Below are 24,718 nucleotides of genomic sequence, written 5' to 3' on the forward strand. Positions count from 1 at the left end.
AGATAAGGAGCGATACGATGAAGGAATTATTGAAGGAACTTAAACCTCAAGTTATGAAGATATTTCACGATCTTCATGAGAATCCAGAAGTGAGCTGGAAAGAATTTCAGACTACATCTTATATTTCCAGTATACTTCAACAAAATGGGCTTGATGTGATTAGTTTTGTTGATATCCCTGGCGTTGTAGGTGAGTGGTCTTCAGAGGACAGTTTAAGTGAGATAACGATTGGATTAAGAGCTGATATGGATGCCCTTTTTCAAGAAGTAAACGGGGCCTTTCGTGCTAATCATTCCTGTGGACATGATGCTCATATGACAATTGTATTAGGTGTTTTACTATTATTAAAAAAAATGAAGGTTACTCTTCCGGGTACATTAAAGTTTATTTTTCAGCCAGCTGAAGAAGTTGGTGAAGGGGCTTTAAAAATGATTGAAAAACAGGTAATAGATGATGTTGACTTTCTCTATGGTCTTCATCTACGGCCTGTTCAAGAAATTAAATATGGACAAGCTGCTTCCGGTATTATTCATGGATCAGCGGATACGGTAGTTGGTGAAATTTATGGTTTTGATGGTCATGGTGCGAGACCGCATTTAACTTTAAATTCCATTGAAGTGATATCTACAATCGTTGAGCAAATTAAAGGAATCCGCTTAAATCCGCAACAATCTTATTCAGTCAAAATGACACAGGCTTCTGCTGGAGGTGCGAATGCGAATATTATTCCTGGATCCGCTAAGTTCAGTCTTGATTTACGTGCACAAACAAATGAAATTATGGATGAATTGATTGAAAAGGTAGATAGTGTCCTAAAGAGAATAGCTGAATTCTATCAGTGCCGTATAAGATTTGAACATAGAGAAAGAGTTTATTCAGCGGTTATTGACCGAGAAGCAGAACAATTTATGGCCGAAGCAATTGAAAATACAATTGGATCCCAAGGGCTTGTACAACCTATTATTACCCCTGGTGGAGAGGATTTTCACTTTTATACAAAAGAAAGACCTTCTATTAAGGCAACGATGCTAGGAATAGGATGCGATTTAGATCCTGGCTTACATCACCCTAATATGGCATTTAAACATGATGCCATTCTTATAGGAATAGAGATATTAACCAGAACTGTTATTGAAACCTTTACAAAATATAAAAAATAATAAGCGATTTTTTGTCTTTATTAGTAAGTAAATCTCTGTTTATGCCAGGAAATCAGGGGAACGAATTAACGCTGGCGGATGTTCGACGGTATAAACAATTTGTTGAATTGCGTTATGAATCCAAATAAGGACCTCAGATGTTTTCCTTCTTGTGATAAAGAGTGCTTTAATACAATATGAGCGTGTTTTGATTGAATTTTTTCAAAACATGCTCTTTCTATTTGTTTTTATACCAGGGTTATTAGTGTTAATTTGAACAAACTTTATTTCAAAGTTACATTTAGCGCCATTTTAGATTCCGAAATGCTTGTGGATAGAGTTCAGGGATTCGATCTAAGGGTAGGAGAGATGGTACACGGCCTTTATGATTATTCGTTCGGGCGAGTATAGATCATTTTCACAATCCGAGGGCAATTAGATATTCACAAGACAAAGAATCAGCTAAAGGATATTATGAAGATGCTCATGATTATAAATCATTTGCTGAGCGAGTATTGATTCCGTTCGGGCCTGATGGAGATATGCGATATGTGATGAAATCACATGATTTAGAAACTGATAGGTATATGAAAACAGAGTCCGTACTCGCTTCAAAAGATATGATATTTATGATGGATGGTACTTTTTTAGAAAGAGTAAGGTGCGATAAAATACCGCACCTATTTTTAATGCCAAAATTGCAGTTGTTCTATTCGAGAAAACATTATTTTTCGTTTACGAGTTCGGTTACCTCATGATTAATTAATGTACCAATATGTTCACCTAAACATATTTTCTTCATCACTCCTGGCTCATCGAAGTTAAAAACATGTGCGGGTAAATGATAGTCACGAGCAAGTAATAAGGCTGATTGATCCATCACTTTGATGTTGTTCCGAACAACATCGTTATAATTTAAATGCCGATACATTTTTGCTGATTTATTTCGCTTCGGATCACTTGTGAAGACACCATCTACGCCTTGTTTTGCGACTAAAATCGCATCGCTATTCATTTCAATTGCACGCTGGACACTTGGGTAATCTGTTGTAACGAACGGTTGCCCGTTTCCACCGCCAAAGATTACGATATGTCCTTTTTCTAAATGATGAACGGCTCGTAAACGAATATAGGGTTCTGCGACTGCTGTAAAAGTAATGGATGTCATAACGCGTACTTCTTTATCGGTTTTGCTTGTGAGTACACCTCGCAGCATTAAGCTGTTCATAATGGTACCTAATGTCCCTATATTATCCGCTTCAACACGGTCAATCCCCCATTCCTCCGCTAAATTTCCTCTAAAAATGTTTCCTCCACCAACGACAAGAGAAACTTCAATACCTAAATCGACAATTGATAAAATTTCAGTTGCGATATGTTCTAAACGTTTGGAGCCAAAACTATTTCCATCTTGATCAGCGAGAGCACCGCCGCTAAGTTTAATTAAAACGCGTTTGTATGGCCTCATTATCATCACTCCTTATTTTGAAGAAAATGTTTTTCCGGTGGAGTCCGTAATTATCACTGAGAATTAGTTCTCATCATACTTGGATTCTTATAGGCAGTTTATTCTGAATTTAATTACTTTGCTCATATGAAAAAAATTTGCATGTAAGTAGCATATCGATTAGCAATAAAAAAGGAGCAGAGGCGAGTGCCTTTGCTCCTTTAAGAGAAATTGAAATAGGAAAGGAAGAGTTGTAATTGAAACATTTCGTAAGATTCTTCATAACCTCCACTCCTTTTCAGTTTGTTTATGTTCAAAAACTTATCTTTTAGATTATACAAAGAAATCAGATATTTTATCACTAAATGGTGTCAATGAATATTAAAAGAAAAAAATTCGAATCTTTTGTGAAGAAGTTGTAGGTTTTTGTCTGATTTTGTAGGTTTACTTATATCATGTGAATGAGCTTTTATTATTACGAATTGAAAGCGCTCGCAAAAAGGGGATGAAAATATATGAAAAAATTCGGATTGGCGACACAAATATTTGTCGCACTTGTGTTAGGGGTTGTGATAGGGGCAATCTTTTATGGCAATAAAACGGCACTTTCTTATATCGCACCAGTTGGGGATATATTTATTCACTTAATTAAAATGATTGTTGTACCGATCGTTATTTCAGCATTAGTTGTTGCGGTAGCTGGTGTAGGGGATATGAAGAAACTAGGAAAACTAGGTGGTAAAACAATTCTTTACTTTGAAATTATCACGACAATTGCGCTTTTAATGGGATTAATCGCAGCGAACGTGTTCCAACCGGGAACAGGTGTTGACATGAGCAACTTACAGCAAAGTGACATTTCATCATATCAGGAAACAGCTGATGCAACAGAGAAAAAAGGCTTTGCGGAAACCATTGTTCATATTGTACCGACAAACGTATTTGAATCACTGGCACAAGGTGATTTATTACCGATCATTTTCTTCTCGGTGTTATTTGGTTTAGGAGTTGCAGCAATTGGTGAGAAAGGAAAGCCAGTTTTTAATTTCTTTGAAGGTGTGCTCGAAGCAATGTTTTGGGTTACAAACCAAGTTATGAAATTTGCTCCGTTTGGCGTATGTGCGCTAATCGCTGTCACGGTTGCGAAATTTGGTGTGGCAACACTACTTCCTTTAGGAAAATTAGTGCTAGCTGTGTATGTAACTGTTATACTATTTGTTATTGTTGTATTAGGGATTAATGCACGTATGGTAGGTGTAAACATTTTCACCTTAATGAAAATTTTAAAAGAAGAACTTATCCTTTCGTTTACAACAGCGAGTTCAGAAGCTGTTTTACCTAATATAATGAGAAAAATGGAAGAATTCGGTTGTCCGAAGGCAGTTGCATCTTTCGTTATTCCAACTGGTTATACATTTAACTTAACAGGGTCGGCTATTTATCAGGCATTAGCAGCATTATTCATCGCACAAATGTATGGTATACACATGTCTTTAACGGAGCAAGTAACATTATTATTCGTTTTAATGTTAACGTCAAAAGGGATGGCAGGGGTTCCAGGTGCTTCATTTGTTGTAGTATTAGCGACATTAGGTTCAATGGGATTGCCGTTAGAGGGTATAGCGTTAATAGCTGGTATTGACCGCATTTTAGATATGATTCGTTCGTCTGTCAATGTGTTAGGAAATGCATTAGCAGCCATTGTTATGTCGAAATGGGAAGGCGAATTTGATCATGATAAAGCAAAACAATATGTAGAAACTGTCAAGCAAACAGAAGCAGCATAAGAAATAGATGAGGAGTGAGCATTCATGGTAACAGTAACTGAAGCTACAAAAAATGTACGAATCGAAAAAGATTTTTTAGGTGAAAAAGAAGTGCCAATGCATGCGTATTATGGAGTTCAAACAATGCGCGCTGTAGAAAACTTCCCGATTACAGGCTATAAAATTCATGATGGTTTAATTAAAGCATTTGCGATTGTAAAAAAAGCAGCAGCACTTGCTAATGCAGATGTAGGAAGATTGGAACTGAAAAAAGGTGGCGCAATTGCCGAAGCTGCACAAGAAATTCTTGAAGGGAAATGGCATGATCACTTCATCGTCGATCCAATTCAAGGCGGTGCGGGAACTTCTATGAACATGAATGCAAATGAAGTCATTGCCAACCGCGCTCTTGAATTATTAGAGATGGAAAAGGGAGACTATCATTATATTAGCCCAAATAGCCACGTGAATATGGCACAATCAACAAATGATGCATTTCCAACAGCAATTCACATTGCGACATTAAATGCACTAGAAGTGTTATTACAAACAATGGGCTATATGCATGATGTATTTGAAGTGAAAGCAGAACAATTTGATCATGTGATTAAAATGGGACGCACGCATTTACAAGATGCTGTACCAATTCGTCTTGGGCAAGAATTTAAAGCGTATGCTCGTGTAATTGGACGTGATATGAAACGAATTCAGCAATCTCGTCAACATTTATATGAAGTGAATATGGGAGCAACAGCAGTTGGAACAGGGTTAAATGCAGATCCTGAGTACATTGAAGCAGTGGTGAAACATTTAGCTTCAATTAGTGGATTGCCTCTTGTTGGAGCAGAGGATTTAGTAGATGCGACGCAAAATACAGATGCATATACGGAAGTATCAGCTGCACTAAAAGTATGTATGATGAATATGTCTAAAATTGCAAATGATTTACGCTTAATGGCATCTGGCCCGCGTGTTGGACTTGCAGAAATTATGCTTCCATCTCGTCAACCAGGTTCATCGATTATGCCAGGTAAAGTAAACCCTGTTATGCCAGAAGTGATTAATCAAATCGCGTTCCAAGTAATCGGTAATGACCATACGATTTGCCTTGCTTCAGAAGCAGGCCAATTAGAGTTAAATGTTATGGAACCAGTACTTGTTTTCAACTTACTTCAATCTATTAGCATTATGAATAACGGTTTCCGTGCCTTTACAGATAATTGTCTAAAAGGAATTGAAGCGAACGAAGGGCATTTGAAAGAATATGTTGAGAAAAGTGTTGGGATTATTACAGCTGTTAACCCACATATCGGCTATGAAGCAGCAGCTCGTGTTGCAAAAGAAGCGATTGCAACTGGGCAATCTGTCAGAGACCTGTGCGTGAAAAATGGTGTATTATCCCAAGAGGAATTAGACTTAATTTTAGACCCATATGAAATGACACATCCGGGGATTGCAGGAGCAACTCTTCTAAAGAAAAATTAAAAGAAGAGGGGGACATTCCCCTCTTTTTTGTTTACAATATAGAAATGGTATATATGAATGAAGGTAGGGATGGTATGAGTAAATTTACAGTTTCCTCTAATGGTGCATTAGAAACAACATTAAGGGGAGTAGAAATATTAGCAACGCCACTTTTAAATAAAGGTGTCGCTTTCACGAAAGAAGAAAGAGAAGAATTAGGACTAAAAGGGTTATTACCGCCAGCGGTATTAACATTAGATGAGCAAGCACGCCGCGCGTATGAGCAATTTTGTTCGCAGCCGGATGACTTATTAAAGAATGTATATTTAACAGCACTACATGATCGTAATGAAGTATTGTTTTATCGTTTGCTTACAGATCATTTGCGAGAAATGCTTCCAATTGTGTATACACCAACTGTTGGGGTAGCAATTCAAAGATATAGTCATGAGTACCGTAAACCGCGTGGCGTTTACCTATCAATCAATGACCCTTCTGGTATTGCAGAAGCGTTTACTAACATAGGTGCAACAGCTGAAAATACAGATTTAATCGTTGTAACAGATGGTGAAGGAATATTAGGGATTGGCGATTGGGGTGTTGGCGGTATTAATATTGCCATCGGAAAACTAGCTGTTTATACGGCTGCAGTTGGAATCGATCCTAGCCGTGTATTACCTGTAATTTTAGATGTTGGTACGAATCGAGAGGATTTACTAAATAATCCGTTTTATATTGGTAACCGTCACCCTCGTATAACTGGTGAAGCATATGACGCATTTATTGATACGTTTGTAAAAACCGTACATGACAAGTTCCCGCAAGCTTTATTACACTGGGAAGATTTTAGCTCACATAATGCACGCAGGATTTTAAATAAATATCGAGATCAAGTATGTACATTTAATGATGATATTCAAGGGACGGGCGCTGTTTCATTAGCAGCTGTATTGTCAGCAGTGAAAGTTTCTAATGTTCCTTTATGCGAACATCGCGTTGTAGTATTTGGTGCTGGTACAGCTGGAATCGGAATTGCTGATCAAGTGCGAGATGCGATGGTCCGTGCAGGATTATCAGAGCAAGAAGCAAATGAACGTTTTTGGTGTATTGACCGCCATGGTTTACTTACAGATAATATGAAGGAGCTTCTAGATTTCCAGGTTCCATATGCACGTAAGGAATCTGAAGTGAATGAATGGGGACAAGATAGTCTGATTGGGCTTGCGGAAGTTGTAAAACGTGTAAGACCGACGATATTAATTGGTACATCAACAGTAGCTGGTGCTTTTACAGAAGGAATTGTAAAGGAAATGGCTTCTCATGTAGAAAGACCAATTATTTTACCGATGTCTAATCCAACACCGCTTGCAGAAGCAAAACCAGTAGATTTAATCCATTGGACAGAAGGAAGAGCATTAGTGGCAACAGGAAGTCCGTTTGAACCAGTTACATATAATGGTGTAACGTATGTGATCGGACAATCCAATAATGCGCTTATTTTCCCAGGTCTTGGCCTTGGAACAATCGTTGTTCGTGCAAGCGTAATGACAGATGGTATGTTTGCGGCGGCGGCAGAAGCGGTGGCAAGTATGGTAGATACGAGTCAACCAGGAGCACCAATTCTTCCAGAAGTAGAAGAATTGCGTAACATCTCAGAAATAGTAGCGATTGAAGTAGCAAAAGCAGCAGTTGCTGAAGGGGTTGCTCGTGAGGAACTCAGTGATAACGATATCAGAAAAGCTGTGAAAGAAGCAATGTGGCAGCCTGTATATCGCCAAGTAAAAGCAGCTAAACAGGTAACACTATAGAAATAAAGCCCGTTTATATAATAAGCGGGCTTTCCTTGTTCAATTTTTGAAAAATATATTTCATAAATAGGAAGTGGCATCTTTGAATTGGAATCAATTATGGAAGAAAGATATGTCCCTTTTAATCATTTTAGTGTTAGTTGTTCCGATAGCCGGAGAGCTGAATTTTCATCCATTTAATGATACATTTCGTGTGAGTTTTGGAACCCCCATTTTTTTCTTCTTACTATTATTTTTACGGAAAGTACCGGGTGCTATAGCAGGTTTACTCGTTGGATTATCCGTTGCTATATTTCGAATTAGTCTGGATTGGATGTTGCAAGGAAACTTTGATTTAGCGGAGTCTTTTTATTTGCGTTATCCAGTTTTCTTTTATTATTTTATTTATGGTAGCCTATTTTCATTATGTAGAGTAAATAAATTTCATCAAAAACCGTTTATCATAGGATGTTTGGGTATTTCAATTGAAATTATAGCAAGTATGTCAGAACTTGCGTTTAATCACTTTTTAATACTGGGGACAACTATCACGGTTTCAGAAGTAAATAAATTGATTATTATTGCTGTTTTTCGAAGTTTCTTTGCTCTTGGTTTCTTAAATATGATGAGTTTATATGAAACGAAATTAAAAGAAGCGCAAGTTCGGAAGGAAAATGAAAAGATGTTGATGCACCTTTCCACTTTATATGTGGAATCTGTCCATTTAAAAAAGACACTTCAAAATGCAGAATTAATTACACAAGAAGCATATCAATTATATCGAAATTTACAAGCTAGTAATGATACAAATGATATAGAAATGCACAGTAAAAAAGTATTGAAAATTGCTGGGGAAGTACACGAAATTAAAAAAGATAATCAAAGAATTTTTGCAGGATTATCAAAGCTTTTATTAGATAAAAATCTTTCTGAATACATAGAAGGTCATGAGTTGACGGAAATGATTGTTAGGATCAATGAAAAGTACGCTCAGCTATTAGGAAAAGAAATAGCATTTTCTAAAAACATGGAAGGTGAGCACAATGAGTATCATGTGTATACTGTATTGTCTATTTTAAATAACTTAGTGGCAAATGCTGTAGAAGCAATAGAAGGTGTTGGTGAGGTTGTAATAAACGCTTATAAACAAGAAGAAAATGTAATGTTTGAAGTAATAGATAATGGTCCTGGTATTGCACAAAAGTATAAAGCGTTAGTATTTAAACCGGGATTTACTTCGAAGTATGATCAGACAGGGACACCATCAACGGGAATAGGTTTGTCATACATAAAAGAGATGGTTACAGAACTAGGCGGAGAAGTGATCCTTCAGGATAGAGAAAATGAAAAAGGATGTAAGTTTGTCGTATGGTTACCTGAGTCTAGTTTAACCAGGGAAGGGTGATAGGATGTTTTATTACATCGTAGATGATGATGAAGTATTCCGCTCTATGTTATCACAAATTATTGAAGATGAAGATCTTGGAGAAGTTGTGGGGGAAGCAGAAGACGGTGCTTGTATAGAAGTGGATCAGTTGAATTTTAAAAAGGTAGATATTTTATTTATTGATTTATTAATGCCAATGCGTGATGGAATTGAAACGGTACGTCATATTCTACCTGCGTTTACAGGAAAGGTAATTATGATTTCTCAAGTTGAATCGAAACAATTAATTGGAGAAGCGTATTCTCTAGGTGTTGAATATTATATTACAAAACCATTAAATAAAATTGAAGTTGTATCTGTCGTGCGAAAAGTGATAGAACGCATTCGGTTAGAACGATCGATACAAGATATTCAAAAATCATTGAATAATGTGTTTCAATGGGAACAACCACAAGTTCGAAATGAACCAGTGCAAGAAGAGAAAAAAATAGCGGACTCAGGTCGTTACTTATTATCGGAGCTTGGAATCGCGGGAGAGAATGGAAGTAAGGATTTACTTAGTATGCTTGAATATTTATTAGGTCAAGAAAAAGAAAAAACTTTTGAATATGGTTTTCCGGTGTTGAAAGATATTTTTCAACACATAACAGTTAAGAAATTAGGAGAAAGTGCTTTGGAAGTAGAAATTGATAAAGAAAGAAAGGCTTCAGAACAAAGAGTGCGCCGAGCAATTTATCAATCTCTGAACCATCTCGCTTCCCTTGGTTTAACAGATTTTTCGAATCCGAAGTTTGAAAGTTATGCACCGAAGTTTTTTGATTTTACAATTGTTCGTAAGCGTATGACAGAACTGACGAAGGAAGAGATAACAGCATCAGGGCATACGAGAATTAATACGAAGAAGTTTATTCAAGTGTTGTATTTTGAGGCAAAGCGATTGATGGAATTAGAATAGAACATGTAAAAAGAAACTACAGATGTCCTCGCATAGTAGTTTCTTTTGATTTACGGGTTTATTTTTTTATTATGACACTGATCGGTATTTTGAGGATTTGCTATTGATATATATACATGTAAAATGTTGTATAGGAGTAGATACAAACGCTTTACAAGCTTGTATGCTAATGTTTTGGGAATATAATTTTTGAGTTTTAAGGAAGGGCCTAAATAATGAGTTTTATATTAAATAAAACAATAATGAAACAGTTGTGTGGAGAAACCTCATATAAAAAAGGTGAGGCTTATTGTAAGACAAACAAGGTAGCTATTACTACTTATGATGCAAAGAGAAATATTTGCGAAGCGACAGTGAAAGGAAACGGAGATTTCTATGTCACGATAGAAACTGCTAATAATGGCGATATTGTTGGGAAATGCAGTTGTCCTTCACTTGCTTCTTTTCATACATATTGTCAACATATTGCAGCTGCATTATTATACATAAATAATTTTCAACGAAGTGGACAATCGTTAGAAGATGCTTTAAAAAAAGACCCGATAAACGCTAAAGATACTCAACTAGCGAGTGGTATGTTGGATTTATTTGATGAAAAGCCACTGCGACCTAAAAGTAAGCAGCACCGATTTGATACGCGAAAAATTCTTGATGTGGAGTTTATTGGTATTCCAGTATCTTCTCAAAACGGAGGAGCGCTGTTTGGTATTCAAGTAAAGTTAGAGAAGTTATACACTGTATATAAGCTTAGAGAGTTTCTTAATAGAGTGGAGCAGAGAGACTCCTTCATATGTTCAAATGATTTTACTTACACACCAGAGGTCTACAGCTTTCAACAGGAAACAGATGCTGTTATTCAACTGTTGATTCAAATGTATCGGAATGAAAAAATGTATGTAGAATCGTTGCAAATGAATTTTGAACAAGATGAAAGTATAATCTTAATTCCACCAGCTTCTTGGAAGGAGATGCTTTCTCTACTTTCTAATACTTCATTTGTAATACTACAACATGATGGCAAATCATTTCATGGTGTCCATATCTCAAAAGGGCTGTTGCCTTTAACTTTTGAGTTTAATAAAGGTGTAAACGGAGGATATACGCTTCAGATTGATGGATTACAACAAGTTCAAGTCATGGATACATACGGTTATGCTCTTTTTGAAGGAAAGTTATATCAATTAAATATAGAAGATTGCAATCGACTCATTGAATTAAAAAGAATGATGAATCGTTCTGGCAGTAATCAATTTCATATTTCTTCTGAGAAAATGGAGCATTTTGTAGCGAAAGTAGTACCAGGTTTAATGAAGCTAGGAAATGTACGAATTGATGAGGTTATATCGGAACGCGTTGAAACAGCTCCTTTGAAAGCAAAATTATTTTTAGATCGAGTTAAAAATCGATTACTAGCAGGGTTAGAATTTCAATATGGAAATGTCGTTATTAATCCGTTAGAAGAGGATGGACAACCTTCCGTTTTTAATCGGGACGAGAAAAAAGAACGAGAAATTTTAGAAATTATGAATGATAGCGCCTTTGCAAAAACTGAAGGCGGTTATTTCATGCACAATGAGGAAGCAGAATACAATTTCTTATACCACGTTGTTCCAAAATTAAAAAATATGCTTGATATTTACGCAACTACAGCTATTAAGTTGCGTATTCATCGAGGGAACAGTGGACCTCTTATAAGAGTAAGGCGGAAAGAACGAATTGATTGGTTAGCATTTCGCTTTGATATAAAAGGGATACCTGAAGCTGAGATTAAAGGTGTATTGGTAGCGCTTGAGGAAAAACGTAAATATTATCGATTAGCAAACGGTTCCTTACTATCGTTAGAGAGCAAGGAATTTAATGAAGTGAATCAGTTTATAAAGGAATCGGGTATTCGAAAAGAAATTCTAAAAGGAGAAGAAGTGAATGTACCTCTCGTACGAAGTGTGAAATGGATGAGTTCGCTTCAAGAAGGAAATGTTCTTAGTTTAGATCAATCCGTTCAAGAATTAATGGAGAATATTCGAAACCCTAAAAATATGGAATTCACTGTACCAGACAGTTTAGTTCCAGTACTTAGAGAGTATCAAAAAGATGGATTCGAATGGATGAAAACACTTGCACATTATCGATTTGGCGGTATTTTAGCAGATGATATGGGACTTGGGAAAACATTGCAAAGTATTGCTTTTATTGCTTCGGTTTTACATGAAATTCGAGAGAAGAAGCTACCTGCATTAGTCGTATCTCCTTCTTCTTTAGTGTATAACTGGCTTAGTGAAATAAAGAGATTTTCCCCGCATATACGAGCTGTTATTGTGGATGGGAATCAAACTGAACGGAGAAAGATTTTAAAAGATACTACAAAGTATGACGTCATGATTACGTCATATCCTTTGTTACGAAGAGATGTAAGGCAATATGCACAGCCGTTTCATACGTTATTTCTTGATGAGGCGCAAGCCTTTAAAAATCATACGACGCAAACTGCAAAGGCAGTGAAAACGATTCAAGCAAAGTATCGTTTTGGATTGACTGGAACGCCGGTAGAAAATTCATTAGAAGAGCTTTGGTCTATTTTTCATGTAGTCTTTCCAGAATTGTTACCAGGAAGAAAAGAGTTTGGAGATTTAAGGCGTGAAAATATTGCAAAACGGGTAAAACCGTTTGTATTACGTCGCTTAAAAGAAGATGTGTTAAAAGAATTGCCAGAGAAAATTGAGCACTTACAGTCTTCAGAACTACTTCCAGAGCAGAAAAAATTATATGCAGCATATTTAGCAAAATTGAGAGAAGAAACATTAAAGCATTTAGATAAAGATACATTGCGCAAAAATAAAATTAGAATCTTAGCCGGGTTGACGAGACTTCGACAAATTTGTTGTCACCCAGGTTTGTTTGTAGATGATTACAAAGGAAGTTCAGCTAAGTTTGAACAACTACTCGAAATTGTAGAGGAATGCAGAAGTACGGGGAAAAGAATTCTGATCTTTTCGCAATTTACGAAGATGCTTTCCATTATTGGACGTGAATTGAATCGTCAAGCTATACCATATTTCTATTTAGATGGGAATACGCCGTCAGCTGAGCGCGTAGAACTGTGCAATCGATTTAATGAGGGGGAAGGCGATTTATTTCTCATCTCTTTAAAGGCAGGTGGTACAGGGCTGAATTTAACTGGGGCTGATACTGTTATATTATACGATTTATGGTGGAATCCTGCGGTCGAACAACAAGCCGCAGATCGTGCTTATCGAATGGGGCAAAAGAATACTGTACAAGTAATCAAATTAGTAGCACATGGCACAATTGAAGAAAAAATGAATGAGCTACAAGAGAGTAAGAAGCATTTAATTGCAGAAGTGATTGAGCCGGGGCAAGAAAAATTCTCCTCTATTACGGAAGAAGAGATTAGGGAAATTCTTATGATTTAACATAGTAAAAAAAGCGATTCTTTCTTATTGATGAAAGAATCGCTTTTTTTTATGAAATGAAAATTTGGAATGCTTACGCCGCGCTGCGATAATTTTCTTGTGTTTCTTTTTGCTGTTTAGGTGCTTGAATGAAAATAGCGATAATAAGTGAAACGACACACAATACGCCAATTACCATGAAAGTAGGTTTGAATCCACCCAAAAGTGCACCGATAAAGGAACCTGCGAGTGCTCCAAAACCGAAGCCTTGATACACAATTCCGTAGTTTTTGCTATGGTGTTTCATACCGAAGAAATCACCAACGATAGCTGGGAAGATAGTGATATTTCCACCGAAGCAAAACGCAACACTTGCTACACAGACGAAATAAATGCCATAATTTAAATCTACAAAGCTGAGAACGAAGACAGATGTAGCCATCACGATAAATGTTGCAGTAACAATTTTTAAACGGCCGATTTTATCTGATAACGGTCCTAGAATGATTCGACCGAGCGTATTGAAGATTGCAACCATAGCGACAGCATTAGCTGCTGTTGCTGCACTAAGCCCTACAAGTTGAACACCAATGTCTTTTACCATACCAATTAAGTATAGACCACTCATACATGATGCGAATAGCATAATGAATAACAGATACACTTCTTTTGTGCGTAGCATTTCTTTTGTTGTATAGTCTTGACTATTTGTTGCATGAGCCGCACTTTGTTCAGATGCTTGACGGATCAAACAAGCACCAAGCACGATCATAGTTGTAACAATTACACCCCAGTATATAAATGCTTGCGATACACCAACTGAATCAATTAATTTTGCATTAATGTATTTAAATATTAAGCTACCTGTACCATATGCAGAGACAGATATACCGGCAATTAAACCTTTACGCTTTGGAAACCATTTTATTAAGTTAGATAGTGAAGTAATATATGCTGTACCATCTGCATAACCGACAACAAAACCTGCTAATACATAAAGCATGATTAATGAAGAAGCTTGTGAACTAAGCACTAATCCGATTCCTAATGCTAACCCAGAGAACATAATAAGCTTACGAAGTCCCCATTTTTCTTGTAATTTACTAGCAAACAAAGTTGAGAATGCTAAGGAAAGGCTAGTGATTGAGAAGGTTATAGCAACAGCGTTAAGACTCCATCCGTATTTACTCACTAAAGGCTGATTGAATAAGCTCCATGTATATATCGTTCCAAGTCCCATTTGTACAATGACTGTACCGAGAACAATAAGCCATGGATTAGTAGGTGATTTTTTCATACGATCTCGCCCTCTTTCTTTGTTTCAATGCTATTCAATAATCGTCTATTGACGTTTAAATCTTTTGTAATCATTTTTGCCACCTCTTAGGATTTGATAGCTTTATTGTATAGGATGAAAACGATTACGTAAGCGTTTTCTAGCGGAACGTCAAATATATGAAACCAGTTACAGAAAAAGAAGGATGAAATGCAAAAAGCTGCTTGTTAAATACGAAGCAGCTTTTTACATCATTACATTATACGTAGAGTTAAACCATGGCTGTATTTCAAAAATATGATTTACACGTACTTTTCACGAGGGTTTTTAGTTATTTTTTGTACCTTTACTTTTATAAGGCTTCGCATTTTTCTTTTTCTTAGCACTAGATTGCCAACGGTTCCAGCCTTTACTTCCTGTTCCTTGACCGATACCTTTTTTAGGTTTTGCTTTCGTTTTACTCATATTATCACTCCGTTACGATTGTATAAAAAATCTACTTTAATAGCAGTCAATGTCTTTGAAATATAATCTCGATCTATGACCATGTTAGTTCCTATTTGTTATGGAATTAGAACAAACAGCTGAATAATATAGTATATCATAAAATCGGCAGTAATTTGATATATTATGGGATCATGATCAAAATTTGCATAGATTTCTTCGAGTTGTAGAATGATATACATATGAAAAGAATTACAAAGGAAATGAAAATGATGAGAAATACAATGGATCCGGTTTTTCGGACGCTTACCCTGCTTGTCATATATATGTTGGTTACTTTAGGTGAAGTTTTTTTTAAATCAAAGCTACAAAAGAATCGCTAAAGAACTAAAATAAAGAATTGAAAAAATTTTAAAATTTTTGTTGACTTTCTCATTTTTTTGTATAGAATAATCATTAATAAAATGTTTCAGAGATGTGACAACAAAACGACTGTGAAAGGACGAGTAGTAGTAGGACGTAGTCAAAGCGAGTCAGGGGTGGTGTGAGCCTGATACGAAGCCTGTTATGAAGAACCTCCTGGAGTCGCTAACCGAAATCCTGTAGAGGAAAGTAGACTTAGCCGGGAACTTCGCCGTTACAAGAAGAACAGTATCGAGATTTTTCTAATCTCCGTACTGAATAAGTGAGCAACCTCTGTTGCTAATTTGGGTGGTACCGCGGAACCAAAGCCTTTCGTCCCAGTTTTTTTGGGAAAGAAGGGCTTTTTTGGTTGGCTTCTTTTCACTACATCCAAACATTTTAGGAGGAAACCACCATGTATCAATCATTAATGACAGTAAGAGAGACACAAATCGCAATCAAGGACGTTAAAACATTTTTTGAGGATCAATTAGCAAAGCGCCTTGGACTATTCCGCGTATCTGCACCACTATTCGTAACGAAAAAATCAGGTTTAAACGATCATTTAAACGGTGTAGAACGACCAATTGAATTTGATATGCTTCATTCAGGAGAAGAATTAGAAATTGTTCATTCACTAGCCAAATGGAAACGACTTGCATTACATGAATATGGTTATGAAGCTGGTGAAGGTTTATATACAAACATGAACGCGATTCGCCGTGATGAGGAACTTGATGCGACGCATTCGATATATGTTGACCAATGGGATTGGGAAAAAATTGTTCAAAAAGAATGGCGTACAGTAGATTACTTACAAGAAACAGTACGAACAATTTATGGAATATTCAAAGATTTAGAAGATCATCTATTTGAAAAATATCCGTTTCTTGGCAAGTATTTACCAGAAGATATTGTATTTATTACATCACAAGAATTAGAAGATAAATATCCAGAGTTAACGCCGAAGGATCGTGAGCATGCAATTGCGAAAGAGCACGGTGCAGTCTTTATTATCGGAATTGGTGATGCGCTTCGCTCAGGTGAAAAACATGATGGGCGTGCATCAGATTATGACGATTGGAAATTAAACGGTGACATCTTATTCTGGCATCCAGTATTGCAATCTTCATTTGAACTGTCATCAATGGGAATTCGCGTTGATAGTAAATCGCTTGATGAGCAGCTAACAAAGAAGGGTGAAGATTTCAAACGCGATTATGACTTCCATAAAGGTATTTTAGAAGATGTACTCCCGCTTACAATTGGTGGTGGCATCGGACAATCAAGAATGTGCATGTACTTCTTACGTAAAGCACACATTGGTGAAGTTCAAACTTCCGTATGGCCTGATGACATGCGTGAAGCTTGCAAGAAGGAAAACATTCATTTGTTTTAAGGAAAACAGAAAACCTTCTAAGTAGAATTGTGGTTCTATTTAGAAGGTTTTTCTCTTATAAGGAAAAAGCTAAATCTATTTTTTATAAGCTTTATAGAGCCCCATTCCAATGTCTAATAGTGTAGCGGAAATGAAGATAGGCAATGCATATTGCTTAGGAAAATTCCATATCATTTTGATTGTTTCATATGCTTCGCTTTGTGATTGTGCAAGTTCGGTCATAAAATGTGTGTTCCAAAAAGGTTGATTTGTAAATTGAACAAGGAGTAAAACAATACTTAATGACAGAGCGTTTAGTAGTAAGTTGTAGAGTGCTAATCTTTTTGTCCATTTTCCAATTATCAGCTTCAAACATTCTTTGAGAATGCCGATTCCTAATATGAGAAAAATAAATGGAAGGTAGAAAGCGAATGTTTCTGGATTGAAAAATGGGATAATCATGAGTGTTGCGTTTTCTTGTAGTATAAAAATACCGATAAATTGATTGGCAAAGAGAAAGAGTAGAATGAAAAGAATAGAAAAAACAATTCCGACTATGGGCTCGGTGCGATTGATTTGTTTTTTAGTTTCTGGGAGTAAAGGAAGATCTTGAGGTCTCCAATTAGTATGAAGAGCTTTTTGTATATCTTTAGATGAAGTTTTTCGGTAATCTAGTAAGGCAAATCCGATTGTTACCCATGCAAACCCTTGAACACCAGTTGTAATGAGAGAGGTTATATAGTCTATAGAGTGTTTGAGGAGGTTACTTGGGTCTAATATGATCTGAATTGTGAGTATGACGCTAAAAGCTAGGAAGATGGAAAGTAGTACAATCTTTAAAAGTGAAGCGTAAAGTTCAAATAATTCTGGGCTAATCAAATATCGTTTTGAACGGTGATATGTTTTTACTACAAGATTGGGAGGTCCTAATTCTAGAAGGACTTTTTCTATATCGTTGTTTGTAACTTCTTTTTCTTGTACGTATTTTGTTAACTCTGTGTCAATTACATTTCGTAGTTTTTTGGAAACATCTTTGCGATCGGATGGTGGTACATTTTTTGTGGCTGCGTAAATATATCTTTCAATCATCTCCATTTTTAGTTCCTCCCTTATTTCTCATATCTTTATACGAGGCATACCTTTTATTATTAAATGAGGATTTAGTGATGCAAGTGTTGTGAAGAGATGTTTGAATCATTCAATGTGTATTCTTCTTACTTCTATATATAGTGTAGTTTACATAGTCTTAGCAGTGACATATTCATGAACAATGGAGGAAAATCGAGGGTAATTTATATCCTCGATTTTCCTTTTATTTTACTTAGATTTTACTTTCGTTCCTTACAATGAAAACTAGAGAAACATTCGTTTTCATAAAGTGAGGAGGAAATGTAATGGAATTAATCATTGAACATGTACAGAAAAGGTACGGCGGGAAAGTAGTGTTGCAAGATTGTAGTTTACATGTAAAGCCTGGTGTATTAGGACTTTTAGGACCAAACGGAGCGGGGAAATCTACCCTTATGCGTATATTAGCAACAATTGAACAACCGACGAATGGTAGTGTGATGTGGAATGGGGAAAACATTCAAAAGAAACCAAAGTTGTTACGTTCACAGCTTGGTTATTTACCACAAGATTTTGGGGTATATCCAAATATGAATGCGGTGGAGTTTTTAGAGTATATCGCAGCGATGAAAGGTTTAGCTATGAACTCTTCAAAGAAGCGAATTAATGAACTACTTGAAGCGCTGAATTTAACGAACGATAGAAAACGACTATTAGGTAGCTATTCTGGAGGAATGCGACAAAGAGTTGGCATTGCGCAAGCTTTATTAAATGATCCAAAATTATTAATTGTAGATGAGCCAACAGTAGGATTGGATCCTGAGGAAAGAATTAGATTTCGAAATTTATTGTCAACTCTTTCTACAGATAGAATTGTTATTTTATCAACGCATATTGTAACAGATATTGAATCCAGTGCGACGAACATTGCTTTACTATCAAAAGGAAATGTATTAGCTCATATGAAACCAGAACAATTATTAAAACGTGTTGAGGGAAAGGTTTGGGAAGAGGTGATCCCAGCTTCAGAACTACACCATGTTCAAAAAAAATACATAGTAAGTGGTGCTGTTCATCGGCCTGATGGCATTCATGCTCGAATTATTTCAGTTCATGCTCCTAGTAAGGCGGCGCGTATGATCCCAGCTTCTTTAGAAGATGCTTATTTGTATTATGTTTCTGCGAAGGGAGGAATCCGCATTGAACAATGTATATAATCTATTTTACGTTATTAAAAATAATGTTAGAAAACAAATGAGAAGTTATTCCTTTTTAATTGTAATCGGCGTAACGATCCTTTTTGGATATGCCTGTGTACCGGCAGCTTCAGCGGGATATGAAGTGTTTTATCTTGGCGGAGTGAGAGGGATTTATAATTCAAATTGGCTCGGTGGTATGGGGGCGATGACATCTGCTTTATTTATTTGGTTACTCGGTTTTTATGTATTAAGGAGCCAAATTTCAGACGAACAGCGATTAGGCGTTGGGCAATTAATTGCTGCTTCACCGATAAGCAATTTCCGATATATTTTTAGGAAAACAATTTCTAATTTTATTGTATTAGTAGTGATTGAGATGGTATTAATTGTTGCTTTTATCGCAATGCAATTTATACGTGGAGAAGATCTTTCATTTCAATTAGGTGGTTATTTGTACCCACTTATTTATATTGTGTTTCCTTCACTTTTTCTTCTTGCAGCGTTAACAACCTTTTTTGATGTATTTCCTGGTTTGAATGGTGTGATTGGTAATATCGTATTCTTTTTCTTATGGGTGTTATTAGCGATTTTGTCTTTTGAAGTACCAAATCGCTATTTGGATGTATTTGGTTTAGGAATGATTCGTTCAGATATGATACAGGATGCGGTTAGCGAGTATGGATTTTTAAAAGGAAATGGCGGGGGAGGATTTGGTTATAACCCTACCGAGGGAACGATACAAACATTTGATTGGAATGGAGTAGATTGGAATCCCGGAATGTTTGTCGTAAGTTTGACTTGGCTTGGAGTGGCACTTTTATTCATTTGGATTACTTCTCTTATTTTTAATAGATTTCGTATATGTTCTAAAGTGAAGGGAAAGGAAGAAGAGTTTGAGAAGAAACAGCAGTCTATCATTGTGAATGAGCAAAGTCTGGACAGTTTTATACTTACTACGATTAAGAAGACAAGAGGAATAAACATGTTTCTATTAATCAAAGCGGAGTTATCTATTATGTTAAAAGGATTTACAGTTTGGTGGTACGTTATTGCTGCTGGACTTATAGCATTTGGGTTGATATATCCAGTACATATAGCAAGAGAGTGGCTATCTATCATTCTAATTTGGCCTATTGCAATTTGGTCGCAGATGATGACAAGAGAAAAACAATATGGTACAGATCAAATTATTATGTCGAGTTGTTCTCCACTTTATAAGTTTTTTGCAACATGGATCTCGGGTATTATAGTGGGTCTTATTATTTCTAGTGGTGTTATTGTTCAATTGATAGTAATGGAAGATATTTCATCTCTGCTTTCTTGGCTTAGCGGTATTGTATTTATTCCAACGTTCGCATTGACACTTGGAGTATGGAGTCAGACGCGTAAATTATTTGAAGTATTGTATATATTTTTATGGTACTTAGGCCCAATCAATCATCTCCCATATGTAGATTTCCTAGCAATATCAACATCAAATGTGGTCTTGTATATTACGTTATCTATTTTATTGTTATGTATCGCTCTAATTGGACAGTTGCAGCGAATGGGGAGTTTGCGGTTATTGTATAAGTAAGGTAGTTAAGAGGGGGGGATGAAGGTTATGAAAGGGAAACGATATATGTTTTTATGTATAAGTCTAATGATAGTAAGTCTTGTAGCATGCGGTACAAAAGAGAATGAATTAGCAGATACCAAACAGTTCGACGCGGAACATATAAATGAGATTTATGTAAAAACTGTAGGAGAAAACATTAAACTTTACTCTACAGTAGAAAAGAATATTAAGATTGATACAGGAGATACGGAAGGTGTGAAAGTGAAAGCGGATGGAGACAAATTAGAGATTATTATAGAAAATGCTCCATCAATTGTAAATTTGAAAACAGCAACTGTGCAAATATACCTTCCTAAAAAAATATATAAAAAAATAGATGTTGAAACAGAATCAGGTGAAGTAATAGGTGAAAATATGGCATCTAAAAAATTGGATTTATATAGTGATTCAAGTGATATGACAATAAAAAATTATAAAGGAGACCAGATGGAAGGAGTTTCTGAATCAGGAGGGATTACGTTACAAGAAGTGGAGGGGAGCTTCGATATTCAAACCAATACTGGGGAAATTAATGTAACAACGGCTTTCAGTGTTAAAAATGAAAGCAAAATAAAGACTGAATCATCCCATATACATATAAAACTGGAAAAAGAGCCGGAGAATCTTGAAGTAGATTTGTCGACACAGGCAGGGAAAATCGAAAATGATTTTTCACTTTCATCTGTTGAAAAAGGAAATAGTCATAAAGTAAAGGGGCGTATAGGAACTGGACAAGAGAATGATGCAAAGTTAACAGTGGAGTCTATGACAGGAACGATTACGTTAAAGCGTGATAAATAGTGAGAGTATGAAGCGGATATTCATCTATTTAGGATAAGTTTTTGCTGTATAAATCTCTTTTTCCTGTATTTACTAGAGGGTTTTCTAATTTTCATAGATTAACCTTCAATGGTGCACTGTATACTCTCTTTTTCTTGACATGCATATCATATAGTATTAATATACCGAGGAGTATGTTAATACTATATGTGTGGTAGAAATGCCTGATGAAAAGGAGTACAGAGTGTCATGGGAAGAAAAAAAGAATTAACAAATTCGAAACGACAGTTATCGGACATTATAGCCCAAACTGTGAAGACTGGAATTATTAAATCGAATTTGGTCCCGATGTTTGCTGGATTGACATTGGCTTTATATAAATATAAAATCAGCCCGTTTGAAAAAATTCCAGAAATAATATTTGCTTTCATTGGTTCAATTTTAATCATAGGAGCAGCAGGAGCATTTAATAATCTGTATGATCGTGATATTGATTCGATTATGGAGAGAACAAAAAAAAGACCGACTGTAACGGGAGAAATCAGTTTTAAAGCTGTATTATGGCTTGGAATATTGATGACAATCTCCGGGTTAGTATTTCTTGCGCTAACGACATATTTAGCGGCGTTATTAGGTTTTTTAGGTTTATTTTTGTACGTTGTACCATATACAATGTGGAGCAAAAGAAGAACGATTTACAATACGGAGATAGGAAGTATTTCAGGAGCAATGCCACCGCTTATCGGTTGGGCTGCTATATATCCGGATATCACGCATCCAGCTATCATTGGTCTTTTTATCATTATGATTATTTGGCAAATGCCTCATTTCTATGCGATAGCCATTCGTAAACATGATGAGTATAAAGCTGCAAATGTTCCGATGCTTCCAGTAGTAAAAGGTGTTAAAAGAACATATATACAAACGAACGTGTATTTAATGATTTTAATCATTATCAGTATTCTTTTAGGGTCATTAAGTATTGGTCTTATGTTAGTAGCACTTCTTTTAAGCATACTATGGCTTGCTTTAAGTATTTATGGTTATAGAAAAATGGATTCAGAGAAATGGGCAAAATCATTGTTTATTTTTTCTCTGTTCCATATGACGATTTTATTTTCCACAATTATTATCTATTCTCTAGTAGGTATCTTTTTTGGAAGCTGAAAATAAGCTACTGATACAAGAGTTTTGTAAAAAGTAAAAAACCAATTTCTCCTCTATAAAAGGAGAAATTGGTTTTTTTATGTAAAGAAGAAAGTTTCATTTCATGTAGACAATCTCAAAAGAAGACTAGTGATTTGAGAGTATGATGTGAATCTTTGAGCCTGTACCGATTTCACTCGTAACATGAATTGTCCCGCCGTGTGCTGTTATAATTTTATGAGCAATTGCCATCCCGAGTCCTGTTCCTTCATTTGAAACATTTGTAGTCGTCCCACGATAGTATTGCTTAAATAAGTTTTGAACGGTTAATTCATCCATGCCGGCTCCAGTATCTTCTATTATAATATGTATGTCTTCTTGTAATAGAATAGAGGTATGAATGCTTGTCTCTGGAGGATTGTGTAAAACAGCGTTCATAAACAAGTTTTGTAAAGAACGGTGGAATAATTTTGTATCAATTGGAATTATTATGTTTGTATTGCTTGATTCAAAACTAAAATGATACTGCTGAGAGCGTGGATCATTTGTTATATCAGCTATTAGCCTTCTTGTAAATTCAACGATGTTTATTTCTTCTTTTTTTAATGGAATCTGTGAATCTTGAAGGCGAAAGGAAAGGTTTAAGTCTTCGATTAACTCTTTCATGTGATCGCCTTTTTGCTGAATTTCTTGCAAAAACTTTTCTTTTTCTTCATGACTCCAAGTATGATCTGGTGATAACATAAGTGCACTGTATCCTGTAATATAAGTAAGAGGTGTTTTGAGGTCATGAGAGATTCCTGCCATCCATTCCCGTTTCATTTTCTCAAGTTGTTCACGTTCAGTTTCTATTTCTCGTAATCTATTTGTTAAGTGCTCTATATTTAGAAAGACGTCTTTATATAGGCGGTATGGCCCTTTTAATTTCCCTGTTTTTTTCTTATACATTTGTTTTGTGTTTGCTGGCGTCACGTATGATCCTTCTGCTAGTTGGTTAATCCAAGAAATCATCCGGAAGAGAGGCCTACTAATATGCCACCCATATATAATGGCACCGATAAGAAGCGTACATATAAAGAGGGAAAAAACGATAAGAGCTTCTGTATCCTTGTCATCTTTTCCTATTCCTATAAGAGGGAGTATGCCTTCCATAAAGATTGCCATAAAAATACCCATAAAAAAAGTACCGATACATAAACTGCGAATAAAATGGAAGCCTAATCTGAAACCGATTTTCATATTATTGCTCCTTCGTATGCGGGATAAATTTATAACCAATCCCTCTTAAATTGACAATGTATGTAGGCAATTTAGGGTTTTCTTCTATTTTTTTACGTAATTTAGAGATATGCATGACGACTGTTTTATCATCACCTATAGAAGTCAATCCCCATACTTGTTCGTACAATTGTTCAGCGGTAAAAATTCGGTTTGGATGTGTACAGAGGAAAGTGAGTAATTCTAGTTCCTTAGCAGTACAATGTACAGGTTCGTTGTTTACTGTTATCAATCCTTCGCTAGGATATAGAGAAAAGGATCTAAAATGTAGGTTTAATTTTTCTCCATTGTTTGGTTCTTGTGTCATATGTTGTCTTCGTAATTGGACGTTAATACGTGCAGCAACTTCTAAAGGATTAAAAGGTTTTGTTATGTAATCATCTCCGCCGATTCCTAGTCCGGTTAATTTGTCTAAATCGCTAGAGCGCGCTGTTACAAATAAAATGGGAGTATTTGTATAGTTGCGTATTTGTCTACATAGTTCAAACCCATCAATATCAGGTAGCATCACATCAAGTAAGATAATATCAAATGAATGATTTTTAATAAGATGTAACGTTTCAGCTCCATTGATAGCGGTTGTTATATGAGAGAAGTTTTCTTTTTTTAGTGTAAGTACTAACATATCTAGTATGCCTTGTTCATCATCTACTAAAAGTATTTTTTCTGTTCTCACTACGGATCCACCTTTACATGTTTTTTTGAATCTATTCAAAAGATATTTGGAAAATATTTCACATGTAATAGTGTAACATAATACTATTTTACTAGATAAAAAAATAACAACAAAGAAAG

General features: G+C 35.8%; 18 protein-coding genes and 1 other annotated feature. Of the genes, 12 read left to right on the forward strand and 6 right to left on the reverse strand.

The window, feature by feature from the left end:
- The first annotated feature begins 17 nt into the window (after window positions 1-17).
- Window positions 18-1,160 (forward strand): M20 peptidase aminoacylase family protein, encoded by a 1,143-nt coding sequence (locus CN373_RS01560; protein WP_098358672.1) that lies wholly within the window; start codon window positions 18-20, stop codon window positions 1,158-1,160.
- 703 nt (window positions 1,161-1,863) lie between these two features.
- On the opposite strand, the gene pyrH is transcribed toward CN373_RS01560, so the two are convergent.
- On the reverse strand, window positions 1,864-2,607 hold the full coding sequence (gene pyrH / locus CN373_RS01570; RefSeq protein WP_001248047.1) for a UMP kinase: 744 nt from the start codon (window positions 2,605-2,607) through the stop codon (window positions 1,864-1,866).
- A 494-nt stretch (window positions 2,608-3,101) separates the two neighbouring features.
- Here pyrH and CN373_RS01575 point away from each other — a divergent pair, with 494 nt between their 5' ends.
- From CN373_RS01575 to CN373_RS01600, 6 genes are all read left to right on the forward strand, one after another.
- Window positions 3,102-4,373, forward strand: a complete 1,272-nt coding sequence (locus CN373_RS01575) for a cation:dicarboxylate symporter family transporter (protein ID WP_098358673.1) — start codon at window positions 3,102-3,104, stop codon at window positions 4,371-4,373.
- A gap of 24 nt (window positions 4,374-4,397) precedes the next feature.
- Window positions 4,398-5,837 (forward strand): aspartate ammonia-lyase, encoded by a 1,440-nt coding sequence (gene aspA / locus CN373_RS01580; RefSeq protein ID WP_000259151.1) that lies wholly within the window; start codon window positions 4,398-4,400, stop codon window positions 5,835-5,837.
- Between the two features lie 53 nt (window positions 5,838-5,890).
- Window positions 5,891-7,624, forward strand: coding sequence for an oxaloacetate-decarboxylating malate dehydrogenase (gene malS / locus CN373_RS01585; RefSeq protein ID WP_098358722.1), 1,734 nt, complete (start codon window positions 5,891-5,893; stop codon window positions 7,622-7,624).
- Between the two features lie 73 nt (window positions 7,625-7,697).
- A complete protein-coding gene (locus CN373_RS01590; RefSeq protein ID WP_098358674.1) occupies window positions 7,698-9,008 on the forward strand; it encodes an ATP-binding protein in 1,311 nt (436 codons plus the stop codon).
- Between the two features lie 4 nt (window positions 9,009-9,012).
- Window positions 9,013-9,945, forward strand: coding sequence for a response regulator (locus CN373_RS01595; RefSeq protein WP_098358675.1), 933 nt, complete (start codon window positions 9,013-9,015; stop codon window positions 9,943-9,945).
- Between the two features lie 215 nt (window positions 9,946-10,160).
- On the forward strand, window positions 10,161-13,376 hold the full coding sequence (locus CN373_RS01600) for a DEAD/DEAH box helicase (protein ID WP_098358676.1): 3,216 nt from the start codon (window positions 10,161-10,163) through the stop codon (window positions 13,374-13,376).
- A gap of 73 nt (window positions 13,377-13,449) precedes the next feature.
- Here CN373_RS01600 and CN373_RS01605 read toward each other — a convergent pair whose 3' ends face one another.
- Window positions 13,450-14,652, reverse strand: a complete 1,203-nt coding sequence (locus CN373_RS01605; protein ID WP_098358677.1) for an L-lactate MFS transporter — start codon at window positions 14,650-14,652, stop codon at window positions 13,450-13,452.
- Window positions 14,653-14,958: 306 nt separating this feature from the next.
- The gene (locus CN373_RS01610) at window positions 14,959-15,096 is read right to left on the reverse strand and encodes a DUF3934 domain-containing protein (RefSeq protein WP_000047586.1); all 138 of its coding nucleotides are present in this window, start codon (window positions 15,094-15,096) and stop codon (window positions 14,959-14,961) included.
- A 464-nt stretch (window positions 15,097-15,560) separates the two neighbouring features.
- Window positions 15,561-15,821: a binding site (T-box leader), on the forward strand.
- A gap of 71 nt (window positions 15,822-15,892) precedes the next feature.
- On the opposite strand from CN373_RS01610, the gene asnA reads away from it, so the two are divergent.
- The gene (asnA, locus tag CN373_RS01620; RefSeq protein WP_098358678.1) at window positions 15,893-16,876 is read left to right on the forward strand and encodes an aspartate--ammonia ligase; all 984 of its coding nucleotides are present in this window, start codon (window positions 15,893-15,895) and stop codon (window positions 16,874-16,876) included.
- A 75-nt stretch (window positions 16,877-16,951) separates the two neighbouring features.
- On the opposite strand, the gene CN373_RS01625 is transcribed toward asnA, so the two are convergent.
- Window positions 16,952-17,950 (reverse strand): hypothetical protein, encoded by a 999-nt coding sequence (locus tag CN373_RS01625; protein ID WP_098358679.1) that lies wholly within the window; start codon window positions 17,948-17,950, stop codon window positions 16,952-16,954.
- A gap of 299 nt (window positions 17,951-18,249) precedes the next feature.
- On the opposite strand from CN373_RS01625, the gene CN373_RS01630 reads away from it, so the two are divergent.
- The 4 genes from CN373_RS01630 to cyoE all read left to right on the forward strand — a co-directional run bounded on the left by CN373_RS01630 (window position 18,250) and on the right by cyoE (window position 22,666).
- Complete coding sequence (locus CN373_RS01630; protein ID WP_098358680.1) at window positions 18,250-19,140, forward strand: ABC transporter ATP-binding protein; 891 nt, start codon at window positions 18,250-18,252, stop codon at window positions 19,138-19,140.
- Between the two features lie 37 nt (window positions 19,141-19,177).
- Window positions 19,178-20,698: a hypothetical protein gene (locus tag CN373_RS01635; protein WP_098358723.1), complete on the forward strand. Its 1,521-nt coding sequence runs from the start codon at window positions 19,178-19,180 to the stop codon at window positions 20,696-20,698.
- Between the two features lie 18 nt (window positions 20,699-20,716).
- Entirely contained in the window at window positions 20,717-21,520 is an 804-nt protein-coding gene (locus CN373_RS01640; protein ID WP_033664426.1) for a DUF4097 family beta strand repeat-containing protein, read from the forward strand.
- A 228-nt stretch (window positions 21,521-21,748) separates the two neighbouring features.
- Window positions 21,749-22,666 (forward strand): heme o synthase, encoded by a 918-nt coding sequence (cyoE, locus tag CN373_RS01645; protein WP_098358681.1) that lies wholly within the window; start codon window positions 21,749-21,751, stop codon window positions 22,664-22,666.
- A gap of 126 nt (window positions 22,667-22,792) precedes the next feature.
- Here cyoE and CN373_RS01650 read toward each other — a convergent pair whose 3' ends face one another.
- Together CN373_RS01650 and CN373_RS01655 are read right to left on the reverse strand one after the other, a co-directional pair.
- A complete protein-coding gene (locus CN373_RS01650) occupies window positions 22,793-23,884 on the reverse strand; it encodes a sensor histidine kinase (RefSeq protein WP_098358682.1) in 1,092 nt (363 codons plus the stop codon).
- A 1-nt stretch (window position 23,885) separates the two neighbouring features.
- Window positions 23,886-24,599, reverse strand: a complete 714-nt coding sequence (locus CN373_RS01655) for a response regulator transcription factor (RefSeq protein ID WP_098358683.1) — start codon at window positions 24,597-24,599, stop codon at window positions 23,886-23,888.
- Window positions 24,600-24,718 lie beyond the last annotated feature (119 nt).

The organism is Bacillus cereus (assembly GCF_002561295.1).
GTDB lineage: Bacteria > Bacillota > Bacilli > Bacillales > Bacillaceae_G > Bacillus_A > Bacillus_A cereus_S.